General features: G+C 66.1%; 13 protein-coding genes. 5 read left to right on the plus strand and 8 right to left on the minus strand.

Annotated elements, in window-relative coordinates; genetic code table 11:
* Positions 1–85 precede the first annotated feature (85 nt).
* The gene (gene qteE / locus M6E97_RS05420; protein WP_003090369.1) at positions 86–658 is read left to right on the plus strand and encodes a quorum threshold expression protein QteE; all 573 of its coding nucleotides are present in this window, start codon (positions 86–88) and stop codon (positions 656–658) included.
* Between the two features lie 66 nt (positions 659–724).
* Here the strand turns inward: qteE and M6E97_RS05425 are convergent, their stop codons facing one another.
* From M6E97_RS05425 to M6E97_RS05460, 8 genes are all read right to left on the minus strand, one after another.
* Positions 725–1,684, minus strand: a complete 960-nt coding sequence (locus M6E97_RS05425) for an aliphatic sulfonate ABC transporter substrate-binding protein (protein ID WP_049310583.1) — start codon at positions 1,682–1,684, stop codon at positions 725–727.
* A gap of 135 nt (positions 1,685–1,819) precedes the next feature.
* On the minus strand, positions 1,820–2,776 hold the full coding sequence (locus M6E97_RS05430; protein WP_003090373.1) for an ABC transporter substrate-binding protein: 957 nt from the start codon (positions 2,774–2,776) through the stop codon (positions 1,820–1,822).
* A gap of 11 nt (positions 2,777–2,787) precedes the next feature.
* Entirely contained in the window at positions 2,788–3,774 is a 987-nt protein-coding gene (locus tag M6E97_RS05435) for an aliphatic sulfonate ABC transporter substrate-binding protein (RefSeq protein WP_003113358.1), read from the minus strand.
* A gap of 107 nt (positions 3,775–3,881) precedes the next feature.
* Positions 3,882–5,033: an acyl-CoA dehydrogenase gene (locus M6E97_RS05440; protein WP_033938734.1), complete on the minus strand. Its 1,152-nt coding sequence runs from the start codon at positions 5,031–5,033 to the stop codon at positions 3,882–3,884.
* 4 nt (positions 5,034–5,037) lie between these two features.
* Entirely contained in the window at positions 5,038–6,120 is a 1,083-nt protein-coding gene (locus M6E97_RS05445) for an LLM class flavin-dependent oxidoreductase (RefSeq protein WP_009314104.1), read from the minus strand.
* 9 nt (positions 6,121–6,129) lie between these two features.
* A complete protein-coding gene (locus M6E97_RS05450; protein WP_033938735.1) occupies positions 6,130–7,074 on the minus strand; it encodes an ABC transporter substrate-binding protein in 945 nt (314 codons plus the stop codon).
* Positions 7,075–7,083: 9 nt separating this feature from the next.
* Positions 7,084–8,151, minus strand: coding sequence for an LLM class flavin-dependent oxidoreductase (locus tag M6E97_RS05455; protein ID WP_003130938.1), 1,068 nt, complete (start codon positions 8,149–8,151; stop codon positions 7,084–7,086).
* A gap of 339 nt (positions 8,152–8,490) precedes the next feature.
* Positions 8,491–9,387, minus strand: coding sequence for a LysR family transcriptional regulator (locus M6E97_RS05460; protein ID WP_003090383.1), 897 nt, complete (start codon positions 9,385–9,387; stop codon positions 8,491–8,493).
* A gap of 112 nt (positions 9,388–9,499) precedes the next feature.
* Here M6E97_RS05460 and M6E97_RS05465 point away from each other — a divergent pair, with 112 nt between their 5' ends.
* From M6E97_RS05465 to M6E97_RS05480, 4 genes are all read left to right on the plus strand, one after another.
* A complete protein-coding gene (locus tag M6E97_RS05465; protein ID WP_003097613.1) occupies positions 9,500–10,105 on the plus strand; it encodes a 3-mercaptopropionate dioxygenase in 606 nt (201 codons plus the stop codon).
* A complete protein-coding gene (locus M6E97_RS05470) occupies positions 10,102–11,685 on the plus strand; it encodes a rhodanese-related sulfurtransferase (protein WP_016253351.1) in 1,584 nt (527 codons plus the stop codon). Before M6E97_RS05465 ends, M6E97_RS05470 begins: the two co-directional genes overlap by 4 nt.
* Before the next feature lie 456 nt (positions 11,686–12,141).
* Positions 12,142–13,374: a tyrosine-type recombinase/integrase gene (locus M6E97_RS05475; protein ID WP_034005885.1), complete on the plus strand. Its 1,233-nt coding sequence runs from the start codon at positions 12,142–12,144 to the stop codon at positions 13,372–13,374.
* 296 nt (positions 13,375–13,670) lie between these two features.
* Positions 13,671–13,916, plus strand: a complete 246-nt coding sequence (locus tag M6E97_RS05480) for a helix-turn-helix transcriptional regulator (protein ID WP_034005886.1) — start codon at positions 13,671–13,673, stop codon at positions 13,914–13,916.
* Positions 13,917–13,939: the final 23 nt, after the last annotated feature.

The raw sequence follows: 13,939 nt of genomic DNA on the forward strand, positions 1-13,939 counted from the left end.
GCTTGCCGTCTGACCCGCGACCGATCGATAGAGATACCTCTCCCCCTGGGCGGGAAAGCCCCGGGCATGCCTGATGGAGAAAACCATGCTTATCCATTTCTGCCCCAGGCTGCTGACGCCTGCGGGGTTCGACCTGCCGTGCGAGCTGATCGACATCCGCATCAAGGAGTTCGACCTGCACCTGCTTGGCGGGCGCGACGTGGTGGCGCGTCACCCCCTCCCCGACAAGCGCTACCACGTGGCCTGCCGCAAGTCCGGCTGCAAGGCGGTGAATGGCCTGCTGGTGGACGTGGAAAAGCACGTTCCGCTGTTCACCGTGGACACCCGCTGGAGCATCGACGCCGAAGTGGTCCTGCGCCACCGCGTCGAGTACGTGGTGCTCGACGCCGAGCACGATGCGGTGAGCGACTACATGCTGCTGTGGTGCGACGAGGTGCCCAACTACTTCCTCGGCCAGAGCACCCCGGCCATGCAGGTTCCGTTGATGGAACTGATGCGCGGCAATGCGTTGCAGACCGAGCGGCAGGATGTGTTCCGCCTGCCAACGCTGAGGTCCGAACGCCTGCGCCAGGGCAACGCCGATGCCAACCAGCATCTTCCGAGCCGTGAGCAGGCGTTCCACGTCAAGGCCGAGCAGATCAGCTATGGGCTGGCCTGAAGGACGCGCGCCAACGGCAAGCTACGCTGGCCGCCGGTGCCGCGCATCACAGGGCAGCCGCGCCGCTCAGTGCCGCGGCTGCCATACCTCCACGGCGCGCGTATCCACCGGTTTGGGTAGCAGTCCCTGGGCGTGGAAGGCGTCGGCGATGCGCTGTTGCTCGTCGAGACCATCTGCGCTCACCGGTTGTACGTCGTAGCTGCGCCGCGCATTCGCCTGCTCGACGGTAGCGGCATCGAGATTGCCCCACAGCGGCCCCAGCAGCTTGGCCGCGTCGGCCGGGTGGCTCTTGAGCCAGCGCCCGGTGCGCTGCAGTTCGGCGAAGACCTGCTGGAGCACTTCAGGATGTTTCCTGGCGTAGTCGCTGGAGGCGAGGTAGTAGCGCTGGTAGCTGGCCAGGCCCTGGCCGTCGGCCAGTACCCGCGCGCGTTGCTGGCGCTGGGCGCTTGCCACGTAGGGGTCCCAGGTCACCCAGGCGTCGACCTTGCCGTTCTCGAAGGCGACGCGGCCGTCGGCTGGCGTCAGGTAGGCTGGCTGGATGTCGGAGAACTCAAGCCCGGCGCTGGCCAGCGCGGCGATGAGCAGGTAGTGGCTGCCGGCGGCCTTGGTCACGGCGATGCGCTTGCCCTTCAGCTCGGCCAGGGACTTCAGCGGCGAATGTTCGCCGACCAGTATCGCCTGCGCCGCGGGCGAAGGTGTTTCGCGGGCGAAGTAGGTCAGGCGAGCACCCGCCGCCTGGGCGAACACCGGCACGGTGTCGGCGACGTCGGCGGAGAGATCGACGTTGCCGACATTGAGCGATTCGAGCAACGGCAGGCCGCTGGGGAACTCATGCCAGGACACCCGGATGCCCTGCCTGGCCAACTCGCGCTCGAAGGTGCCCTGGCTGCGGATCAGGGTCAGCAGAGTCGAGGATTTCTGGAAGCCGATGCGCAGGACCTCCTCGGCATGTGCGCCACCAATGCCCGACAGGACGGCGGAAGCGGCAAACACGATGGCCAAGCGACGCAGGAACGGACGAGACATGCGATGACTCCTGGGATAGGTGCGAGCGCCCGCAGGGACGGGAGTTCCAGCTGCCGGCGACGGAACGGATAGATTATTGGAATAAAAAACAATCGATAAATAACTTATAGTTATCAATTAATGCCCGGGCAGCGCCTACCGGATATCCGCATCCGACGCCTGCCTGACCGCAAAGCCGCTGGCGAAGGTCGGCCGCACATCGAGGCGCTGCGGAATCAATCCATGGGCCTGGTAGAAATCGGCGGTCTCCTGCTGCTGGCCGAGCGTTCGCTCATCCAGCGCCTGCCAACGCAAGCGCCGGCGTTCGAACTGCAAGCGCGCGGCGTCCTCGGGGAAGCCGATGATCTGCGCCAGGCTTCGCGAATACTCGTCCAGGTGCAGGTACGCCCAGCGCTGGGCGCTGGCCAGGCGTTGCAGGTAGTCCTGCAGCACGGCGCGTTTCGCCGGGTCGGCCAGTGCGCTATCGGTAGCAGCGAGGAAGCTGTTGCCAGCCCACAGGCCGCGACCGTCGACCAGTACCCGAGCCTTGTCGGCGGTCTCCGCGAACGCGGTGTAGGGCTCCCAGGTCGCCCAGGCATCCACGGAACCATTGGCGAGGGCCATTTTCGCGTCCACCGGGCCGAGGAAGCGGAATTCGACGTCCTTCTCGCCCAGCCCGACCGAGGCCAAGGCCTTGAGCGCGACGAAGTGGCCGATGGAACCGCGCCCGGTGGCAATGCGCTGGCCTTTCAGGTCGTTGGCCGAGCGCAACGGCGAATCCCCTCTCACCAGCACGGCGGTACCGTAGGGATCGGATTTGTCGACGGCGATGGCCTTCAGCCGGGCACCGGCGGCCAGGGCGAAGAGCAATGGCGCGTCGCCGATGATGCCGGCATCCACCGCACCGGCATTGAGTGCTTCGGCGAGGGGGGCGGCGGCGGGGAATTCGAACCAGCGGATGTCGTAGGTCAGGTTGTCCAGCGCGCCGGCAGCCTCCAACTGGGCGCGCATGTTGCCCTTCTGGTCGGCCAGGCGCAGGGTCACGCGCTCGTCGGCACAGGCCTGGCCGACGAGCAGGCAGAGAAGCAGGAACAGGCTCAGGGTCTGACGCATTCCGTAACTCCTCAACGCTGGCCGACGCGGAGGTCGGCGGGCAACTGGCGGGCCACTTCGGCGGCACCAGCGGACAGGCTGAAGTCGAACGCCGGGGCGACCTCCAGCGACTTCGGCAGCACGCCTTCGGCATGGAAGAAATCGGCGGCGGTCTGCAGGGTGGCGGCAACCTCCGGACCGAAGACCACAGGACTGATGCGCGCCTCGCCAACCCAGCGCCGAGTGACTTCGCGCGGCATGTTCAGATCCTTGGCCAGGGCCTCGGCGAACGCCTCCGGGTGCCTCAGGGCCCAGGCCTGGGCACGCGCCAGGCGGGTCAGCAGGTCGCTGATCGCGGCCTTCTTGCGGGCGATCGCAGCGTCGCTGGCCAGGGCATAGGAGTAGCCGGTCATGATCCCGGCACCGTTGTCGATGACCCGCGCCTGATCGAGCAGCACGGCGCTGGAGGTATAGGGCTCCCAGGGCACCCAGGCGTCTACCGAGCCACGCACCAGGGCGGCGCGGCCGTCCACCGGACCAAGGAAGGAAAAGCTTACGTCCTGCGGTCCGAGGCCGGCGCGACGCAACGCGCCAAGGGCGAGGAAATGCCCCCAGCCGCCGCGATTGACGGCAATGCGCTTGCCCTTGAGGCCGGCCACCGAACGGATCGGCGAGTCCTTGCCGACCACCAGCGCCACGGTCGCCGGGTTGAAGTGCCAGGCGCCCACCGCCTTGAGCGGCGCGCCGGCAGCGTAGACGAAGAGGAACGGGATGTCGCCGGTAAAGCCTATGTCCAGGGCCCCGGCGTTGAGCGCCTCGAGCACCGGTGCACCGGAGGGGAACGCCGACATTTCCAGCTTGTACGGCAGGTCGTCGAGCTCGCCGGACGCGCGCAGGGCGGCGTAGCGGTCGCCCTTCACATCGCCCAGGCGCAGGCTGATGAGGTCGGCGGCGCTGGCGGCTCCAGCCAGCAGGGTCGCGGCCAGCAGGCCGGCAAGCACACACAGGGGTCGTTTCATGGGCAATCTCCAGGCAGCTCCGCACGGAGCCGGGGCTATCCTGGGCTATCCGTTCCGCCGGTGCGGTCGCCGACAAGGCCAGGGTCGAGAATCGTGGGAGGTACGTTTCAAAGACTCAGCGCCGCCCTCCCCGCCGCGATCCAGACGCTATCTTTCTGTGGCGTGTGGACACGTCCGCAAAGCACGTCGCGGTAGTGCCGCTGTAGCGGATTGTGCCGGCTGAGGCCGTGGTTGCCGCTCAGTTCCAGGGCCTTCTCGACCACCGCCAACGCGTTGTCGATGACCGCGACCTTGAGCAGCCCGGAGTCGCTGGCGGGCAACTGTCCGCAGCACGCGGCATCGAGCAGCAGGCGGTTCTGCAGGAGCAGGCCGTCGATCCCGCCGAGCGCCTCCTGCATCCTCGGCAGGCTCGCCAACGGCGCGCCGAGACTGGCCGGCACGCGCTCGCGCAGCCAGCCGACGAGCCACTCGCGGGCGCTCCCGGCGATACCGTCGTAGAGCGCGCCAAGCAATACCGCGCTAGCCTGGGCGAAGTCGCGCAGCACGGCCTGGTCCGGCGCCGGAGGCTGGTCGTGGGGATGCAGGCCGATGGCGTTTTCCAGAGGCACCGCCACCTCTTCGAAGAGCACCTCGTGGCTGCCGCTGGCGCGCATGCCCAGATGGTCCCAGCTCTCCACGATACGGATGCCTGGGCTGTCGCGGCGCACCAGCCAGGTACCCACGCGGGGGATCGGCTCGTCGCTGCGCGCCCATACCGCCAGCCAGGTCAGGCCGGGAATGCCGGTGGTGTAGAGCTTGTGCCCGGACAGCTGCCAGCCGTCGCCGACACGCCGCGCCAGCGTACCCGGCAGACCGCCGCGTGACGGCGAACCCAGCTCGGGCTCCACGCGCAGGCTATTGATCAACGCCCCCTGCTCCAGCACCTCGCGCGCCACGCGCCGCTTGAGCGCGCCGGGCCAATCGGGGTTATCGGCCAGGCGCCGCAAATGCAGGTACTGCATGCACAGCACCAGGGCCGTGGAGGGTTCGCCGCGAGCCACCGCGCCGATTACCCGGCGCAGCTCGCCGAGGCTGGCGCCGGGACCGCCGAGCGCAGGCGGCAAGGCCAGGGCGAGCAGTCCGTGGTGTCGCAGCAGGGCCAGGTTGGCATGGGGAAAATCTCCGCTGCGGTCATGGGCATCGGCGCTTTCCGCCAGTTGCCGGGTCAGTTCCGGCAGCCATTCGTCGAACGCCGCCGAGGGAGTCTGCAGGACGGCCATGGGATCAGGCCGTGGCGCGCCGGCGCTCGCGCTCGGCGACTTTGGCGCGGGTCAGCGGGATCAGCTCGCGGCCATATTCCACGGCATCGGCGAGGGGATCGAAACCGCGAATGAGGATATTGCGCACGCCCAGGTCGTAGTAGGCGAGCAGCGCGTCGGCCACCTGTTCCGCGGTACCGACCAGGGCGGTGGAGTTGTGCCCGCCACCGACCAGCCTGGCGATTCCGGTCCAAAGGCGCTCGTCGAGGCGCTCGCCCTGCTCCACCGCCTTGAGCAGACGCTGGGCGCCGACGCTCTGCGGCTTGCCCTTGGGGAAGCCGGCCTCGCCCAGGCGCGCGCCGGCGCTTGCGCGTATCGCCTCGGCCTTGGCCCAGGCCTCGTCCTCCGTGCGCCCGAGGATGGGCCGGAACGACAGGCTGAATTCCACTTCGCGACCATTCGAGCGCGCCTGTTCGCGCACAGCGGAGATGGTTTCGGCGGCCTGTGCCAGGGGTTCGCCCCAGAGCATGAACACATCGGCCTGCTTGCCGGCGACCTTCAGCGCGGCTTCCGAGGAGCCGCCGAAATACACCGGAATGTGCGGTTTCTGCTGTGGACGGATGGCCGAGAAGGCGTGCTCCACGCGGTAGTACGCGCCGTGGAAATCGAAGGGTTCGGTGCTGGTCCAGGTGCGCTTGAGCAGTTCGATGAATTCGTCGCTGCGGGCATAGCGCTGGTCGTGGTCGAGATAATCGCCGTCCTTGCGCTGGTCGGCGTCGCTGCCGCCGCTGATGATATGCACCGCCAGGCGCCCGTCGAGGAGGTGTTCGAGGGTCGCCAGCTTGCGCGCGGCCAGGGTCGGGGCGACGAAACCGGGGCGGTGCGCCAGCAGCAGACCGATCCGGGAAGTGGCCAGGCCAGCGGCGGCGGCCACCAGGAATCCATCCGGCTGGTCCGACCAGTAGCCGACCAGGATTCGATCGAAGCCGGCCTCTTCGTGGGCGCGTGCGAAAGCGGCGATGTAAGGCTTGTCGAGGATAGGTCCGACCGGCGCGAGGGTCTCCGAGGCCAGGCGATGGCCGATCATGCCGAGAAACTGGATGCTCATGGTCCGTACTCAGTGGAAGGCTTCGTTGAAGGACGTGTCGATCATCGTGGAAGTGTCGAACGGCTTGGGCAAGGCACCGGTCTGCAGCAGGAAATCCGCGGTCTCCTGGTAGTCGGTGGCGGCCTGGGCGTCTACCGGGCCGACGCTCATGCCGGCCTGGCCGATCCAATGGCGGGAGACTGCCCGGTCGAGATTGGCCTTCTGCGCCCAGAGGTCGGCGTACTGCTCCTTGTGTGCCTCGACCCAGGCCCGTGCCTTGCGCAGGCGGCCGAGGAAGTCGGCGATCTGCGCGCGCCTGGGCTCGATGGAAGCAGCGTTGGCGGCGATGCTGGACAGCCCCGGCATCAGGTCGCGGGCGGTGAGAATCGGCCGTGCGCCGGAAACCACGATCTGCTGCGAGATATACGGCTCCCACACCGGAAAGGCATCGATGCTGCCGCGCGGCAAGGCGGCGGCGGCGTCGATCGGCATCAGCTTGACGAACTCCACGTAGTCCTTCGGCAAGCCGGCTTTCTCCAGCGCGCGCAAGGTCAGTTGCTGGCTCCAGGCACCGGGCCAGTAGGCGACTTTCCTGCCCTTGAGATCGGCAATGCTGCGCACCGGAGAATCCTTCGGCACCAGCAGGGCTATGGTATCGAGGTTCTGCCGCGAGACGCCGACCAGCTTCACCGGCGCACCCTTGGCGGCGAGGAAGATGAAGCCCGAGTCGCCGAGGAAACCCAGGTCCAGCGCTCCGGCCTGCAACCCTTCGGCCACCGGCGCGGCGGACTGGAAATGCTTCCATTCGACCTGGTAAGGCGCGCCTTCGAGAACTCCCGAGGCCTCCATTGAAGCCCGCACGTTGTAGTAGTTCTGGTCGCCCACACGCAACGTCGGCAGGTCTGCGGCCTGGGCCAGGGAGGCACCGAGCAGAAGCGTGGCGAAGCTGGTTAGCAGGTATTGCTTGAGTTTCATCGGAGCTCCTCAACCGGCGTGCCGCAACAGCGGCAGGCGGGCGATATGGTCATGTATGGCGGGAATCAGGCCCTGGCCGTAGCGCACGGCGTCGCCGAGCGGATCGAAGCCTCGAATCAGGAAGGTCGAGACGCCCAGCCGGTAGTACTCGCCAAGCGCAGCGGCAACCTGCTCAGGGGTGCCTACCAGGGCGGTGGAGTTCCAGCGCGCCCCGGTCAGCCGGGCCACGCCGGTCCACAAACGGCTGTCGAGCACCTCGCCCTGCTCGGCGGCGGCCAGCAGGCGCTGCGAACCGACGTTCTGCGGCTGGTGGTCGCGCAGCGGCAGACCGAGGCGCGCACGGTTCTCGCGGACCTGTTCGAGCACCTCGGCGGCACGCTTCCAGGCGGCCTCCTCGGTATCCGCGACGATCGGCCGGAATGACACCGAGAAGCGCGGATCGCGTCCCTGGGCCTTGGCGGCGGCGCGCACTCGGCGGATATGCCCGTCGACCGCGGCCAGCGGCTCGCCCCAGAGCATGTAGGTGTCGGCGTGCCTGGCGGCGACCTCGATGGCTGCGTCGGAGGAGCCACTGAAATAGATCGGTATGTGCGGCGACTGGCGCGGGCGCACCGCTGGCGAGGCGCCCTGGAAGCGGTAGAACTCGCCGTCGAAATCCACCGGTCCCGTGGCGGTCCAGATAGCACGCAGGGCTTGCAGGTATTCGTCGGTACGGGCGTAGCGGCGGTCATGGTCGAGGTAGTCGCCATCGCGCGCGAGGTCCTCGTCGTTACCACCACTGACTACGTTCAGGGCCAGGCGGCCCTCGCTGAACTGATCCAAGGTGGCCAGTTGGCGTGCCGCCAGCGGCGCTGCGATCACCCCCGGGCGATAGGCCAGGAGAACGCCAAGGCGCCGGGTGGCAGCGGCGACGAAGGAACTGACCACCGCGCCCTCGGCGGCATTGCTGAAATACCCCACCAGCACCCGGTCGAAGCCGGCGTCCTCATGGGCCTGGGCGAAACGCCGGACGAAACCGGCGTCCACAGCCTCCCCCAACGGCTGGTCCACCTCGGAACTCGGTGTGGCGGTGATCATGCCGAGAATTTCCACGCTCACGCTGTTGCCCTCGCCTGGGCCGCTCGACTGATAAGGTTGGCGGCTGTCGTTATAAGAAAAACATCTGCATGGGTGCTTTTCTTAGAAGCTACAGGCTGAAACTACATGATGGAAATTCATTTTTTTCATATCTTAATATGCTAAACACGCATATTTAGCTTTTCCGTCTTTGCGTTTCCCAAGGCGGACACTATGCGTAGCCGCCCTCGCTCCCTCTTCCCTCTGAAGCGAAAAGGGGCTCGCAGGGGAATGTTGATCCCGACTGCAGCCCCTTCTCATTCACGCTCCCGTCTCCCGGGGATCTCCCGGCGCCGCTACTCAACCGGCTTGCATATCCAACCCCTCGGCCACCGCCCTGCCGAACAGCCGTGCCGGCGTCTCCAGATTGCCCAGCAGGCGCGGACGCACCAGCCAGAGCTGGATCAGCGGCTGGAAATCCTCCAATTGCAGCACCTGCAACTGATCGCGGTAGCGGCTACGCGCCAGGGCCGGCGCCGGCACCAGGCCGAGACCCCGGCCCGCGGCGACCAGGCCCAGTTGCAGCTCGCTGCCGAAAGTCTCGAGGTTCAGTTGCAGGCCCAGGCCCTGATCGGCCAGGGCCCGTTGCAGGCCGGCACGGAAGCCGCAGCCATCGGGGTTGAGCACCCAGCCATGGTGGTAGCAATCGAGCAGGCGTCGCGCCTGGATGGCACTGTCGCGGGCGACCACCACGCAGAGTTCCATGCGCCCTAGGGGCGTGGCGCCGAGTTCTTCGGGGAACACCTTGCTTGGCGGAAACAACACCACTGCCGCGTCCAGTTCGGCATTCTCCAGGCGCGCCAGCAAATGGCTGCCCCAGCCAGTGCCGACCTGCGCGCGCAGCTCCGGGTACTCGTCGGCCAGCCGCCGAAGGGCATCCAGCAACACCACCTCGCCGATACTCTGCGGCACGCCCAGGCGCAGCACGCCACTTGGTGTGGCGTCGCCGGCCACCAGTTCGCGCAGGCCATCCACCTCGCGCAGCACCCGCCGGCACTGTTCGTAAACCCGCAGTCCGCTGGCGGTGGGTTTGAGCGGCTTGGTATTGCGGTCCAGCAATGCCACTCCGAGGGACTCCTCCAGGCTCTGTACCCGCCGGGTGATCGCAGACTGGGTCAGGCCCAGGCTCTCGGCGGCCTGGCTCAGGGAAGCGTTGCGGATCACCGCGACGAAGGCGTCGATGTCATCGATTTTCATGGGGCCGGCACCAATTGCATTTCTCGCATATTAGCTTAGATTCAAAATGCATTTCAGGAATAAAAAAGCGTTTGCTACCGTACCGCCAGAACTTCCCGGAGTGAATCCCCGCATGTCATCCATCCTGCGCCTCGACCGCCTGCGCCAGTTCATCGGCGAGCTGGCGACACTGCTCGACAGCCGTCCCGACGAATCCACCCTGCTCGCCCAAGCCCACCCCCTGCTGGCCGAGCTGGTGCGCCAGGACGACTGGCTGCCGGAAGACTGCGCCCGCCCCGATCCACAGCGCTACCAACAGTACCTGCTGCATGTCGACTCACGGCAGCGCTTCTCGGTGGTCAGCTTCGTCTGGGGGCCGGGCCAGATCACACCGGTACACGATCATCGGGTCTGGGGCCTGATCGGCATGCTCCGCGGGGCCGAATACTCGCAGCCGTACGCCTTCGATGCGGGGGGGCGTCCGCATCCCAGCGGAGCCCGTCGACGCCTGGAGCCCGGCGAGGTCGAAGCGCTGTCGCCACGCATTGGCGACGTGCACCAGGTGAGCAACGCCTTCAGCGACCGCACATCCATCAGTATCCACGTCTACGGCGCCAATATCGGTGCGGTACGGCGTGCCGTGTTCAGCGCCGAAGGTGAGGAAAAACCCTTCATTTCCGGCTATTCCAACAGCCGCTTGCCCAATATCTGGGACCTGTCGAAAGAGAACCCCGCATGAGCCAGATCGCCGTACGCACCTTCCACGATATCCGCGCCGCTCTCCTCGCCCGCCGGGAGCTGGCGCTGCTCGACGTGCGCGAAGAGGACCCGTTCGCCCAGGCCCATCCCCTGTTCGCCGTCAACCTGCCGCTGTCCAGGCTGGAACTGGAGATCCATGCCCGGGTGCCGCGCCGCGACACGCCGATTACCGTCTACGACGACGGCGAAGGCCTGGCGCCGGTCGCCGCGCAACGCCTCCTCGACCTCGGCTACAGCGACGTGGCCTTGCTCGATGGCGGCCTGTCCGGTTGGCACAACGCCGGCGGCGAGCTGTTCAGGGATGTGAACGTGCCGAGCAAGGCCTTCGGCGAACTGGTGGAGGCCGAGCGCCACACGCCATCGCTGGCCGCGGAGGAAGTACAGACTTTGCTCGACGCCAGGGCCGACGCGGTGATCCTGGATGCCCGTCGTTTCGACGAATACCAGACCATGAGTATCCCCGGCGGCATCAGCGTGCCCGGCGCCGAACTGGTGCTGCGCGTCGCCGAACTGGCGCCGGACCCGCGCACCCGGGTGATAGTCAACTGTGCCGGGCGCACTCGTAGCATCATCGGTACCCAGTCGCTGCTCAACGCCGGCATCCCCAACCCGGTGGCGGCATTACGCAACGGCACCATCGGCTGGACGCTGGCCGGTCAGCAACTGGAACACGGCCAGACGCGACGCTTCGGTGCGATCTCGCAGGACACTCGCAAGGCCGCCGCCCAGCGCGCCCGTGCCGTCGCCGACCGCGCCGGCGTCGAACGCCTCGACCTGGCCGGTCTGGCCCAATGGCAGGACGAGCACGACCGCACCACCTACCTGCTCGACGTACGCACGCCCGAGGAATACGAAGCCGGTCACCTGCCTGGCTCCCGCTCCACGCCCGGTGGCCAGCTGGTTCAGGAAACCGACCATGTCGCCAGCGTGCGCGGCGCGCGCCTGGTACTGGTGGACGACGATGGCGTACGCGCCAACATGAGCGCCTCCTGGCTGGCCCAGATGGGCTGGCAGGTCGCGGTACTGGACGGACTCTCCGACGCCGACTTCAGCGAGAGGGGCGCCTGGAGCGCGCCGCTGCCGGGGCAACCCCGGGCCGACACCATCGACCCGACCACCCTCGCCGCCTGGCTGGGCGAACCGGGCACCCGGGTGCTCGACTTCACCGCCAGCGCCAACTATGCGAAACGCCACATCCCCGGCGCCGCCTGGGTCCTGCGCAGCCAGTTGAAGCAGGCACTGGAACGGCTGGGCACGGCCGAGCGCTACGTACTCACCTGCGGCAGCAGCCTGCTGGCGCGCTTCGCCGTGGCGGAAGTCCAGGCACTCAGCGGCAAGCCAGTGTTCCTTCTCGACGGCGGCACCAGCGCCTGGGTCGCCGCGGGCCTGCCGACGGAAGACGGCGAAAGCCTGTTGGCGTCGCCGCGCATCGACCGCTACCGCCGCCCCTACGAAGGTACCGACAATCCGCGCGAAGCGATGCAGGGCTACCTGGACTGGGAGTTCGGCCTGGTGGAACAACTCGGTCGCGACGGAACCCACGGCTTCTTCGTGATCTGAAGCCATTACCCGACGAAATCGGAGAGTCATCGAATCGACGCCGGGCAGGCTGCGGAAACGATCCGGAAGTGCGGAAGAGCGGCGCCCCGAAAATGCAAAAGCCCCGCTCAGCGGGGCTTTTCAGTACGCGGATATGGCGGAGGCGGTGAGATTCGAACTCACGGAAGAGTCTCCCCTTCGACGGTTTTCAAGTTTCCCGGTCAACCGCTTTACGCCACTGTGAGTAGCTATTGTAAGCCTTGCGTACCTTTACAGGTCAATGGGTTGCATTCGCTTTTTGTTTTGCGGAACTTGTCGTAACTTTACCTGTGGCGCTTACGAACTGCTTATGAGCGCCTGAAAAGATGCGGCCGGCGACTGCGCCAACAGTCCCGACCGCGTGGTCAACTCCCTTAAGTACGAAGGAAGCCAACGTGACGATAGTAACCACAACCGCACCAGTCAGCGAGGCGCTATATGCCTAAGCTGACGAAGAACTACATCGACAAGATCACCGCGCCCGCTGACAAGGAGGCGTTCCACTGGGACGACTCGCTCAAGGGGTTCGGCCTCCGGGTCACTCCTACCGGCAAGATCACCTACATCGTGCAGGGGCGCGTCAACGGCAGTTCGCCCCGTATCAGCATCGGCCCGCATGGGGTCTTCACCGTCGATCAAGCCCGTGATGTTGCCCGCGAGCACCTGCGCAGCATGCGCATGGGCATCGACCCCCGAGCCGTCGCCAAGAAGGAAGCAGCCCAGCGCGTGACCCTCCGCGACGTGGCCGACGCCTACAAGCGCGACCGCCCCTTGAAGGACAGCAGCAAGGCCGAGATTGAACGCCATGTGACCACAACCTTTGAGGCATGGCTCAAGAAGCCGCTCAGGGACATCAACCGCGAGATGGTCACGAAGCGCTTCAACGACATCAAGAACAAAGGCACGCGCGGCGATGGGCCAGCCCCCGCGCAGGCGAACCAGTCAATGGCGGTGCTTCGCGCCCTGTTCAACTACGCCATCCGCGAATACCGCGAGCCGGACGGGTCGCCAGTGCTGACGGATAACCCTGTCGATGTGCTCTATAAGAAGTGGGTGCCGCTCAAGCCCCGCACCAGCCGCGTGCCTGATAGCAAGGTCGGCGCGGTGTGGTCATTCCTCATCCATGCCCGCGACCAAGCCTACAACCGTGACACGCTGGCAAGCATTGACCTCGTGATGCTGCTCATGCTCACCGGCCTGCGGATTGGCGAGTGCAGCGAACTGACATGGGACAGGGTCAACCTTGAGGAAGGCTGGATTCACATACCCGACCCGAAGAACAGCAACCCCGTTTGGCTACCGCTATCCACGCAGGCGGTGCAGTTGCTGACCACGCGCCAGCGCGTCAAGGGTAGCCCGTTCGTGTTCTCGTCCTGGGGCAAGGCTGGGCACATCAAAGACCCGCGCGACACCATGAAGAAGGTCAGCGAAGCAGCAGGTACGAAGATCACGCCGCACGACCTGCGCCGCACCTTCACGACCATCGGCATCGCCAATTGCGGCATTGACTTGCACAAGGTCGAATTGCTGACGAACCATGTGCCCAAGGGTGTGACCGCGCGCCACTACCTTGAGACGAGTCACCTGCAATATCTCAAGCCTGAAACGCAGCGCATATCCGACTGGATCGAGCAGCAGGCAACGGCCTTAAACGACTGTTCAGAAAGTTAAACAGCCTTTTATATCAACAACTTACGCTTGCTTGTGGCGTAAAGCTGCGTTATAGTTGCGCCAACTTAGCCAACCCCCGTGCAACGCGGGGTTGGCAGTGTGCCGCACTGGGGCACGCCCGCGAGGCAACTTCCAGAGACGGAGCCGGTAGAGCAAGGGTGAAAGTCCCCCAGGACCCGGACACAGGCCAAATCCGTCAGGCCGAGTGACCATTCTGAAGAACCGACGGCAAGCATTCGCCTTGCTGACGCTCCTATTGCATGCGCTGGCAAGGCAAGGTCCGAGGACTACTTGCCATGACCACAATTTCCGCGCTCGACCCGAACCTGCGCACCAATGACGAAGCCGCCAAGCGGCTCAAGATCAAGCCCAACACCCTCGAAATCTGGCGGGGTAAGGGCAAAGGCCCGAAGTTCATCAAGCTGGGCGATTCCAAGCAGGCTCCCATTCGCTATCGGGACTCCGATATTGACGAGTGGCTGGAGCAGCAATCCTTCCGCAGCACCAGCGCCTACGCGCCGAACGCCAAACAAGCAGTTTGACGGTCATGGCGACGAAAACCCAA

Origin of the sequence: Pseudomonas sp. B111 (assembly GCF_026428275.1) — a bacterium.
In the GTDB taxonomy this organism is placed as follows: Bacteria; Pseudomonadota; Gammaproteobacteria; order Pseudomonadales; family Pseudomonadaceae; genus Pseudomonas; species Pseudomonas aeruginosa.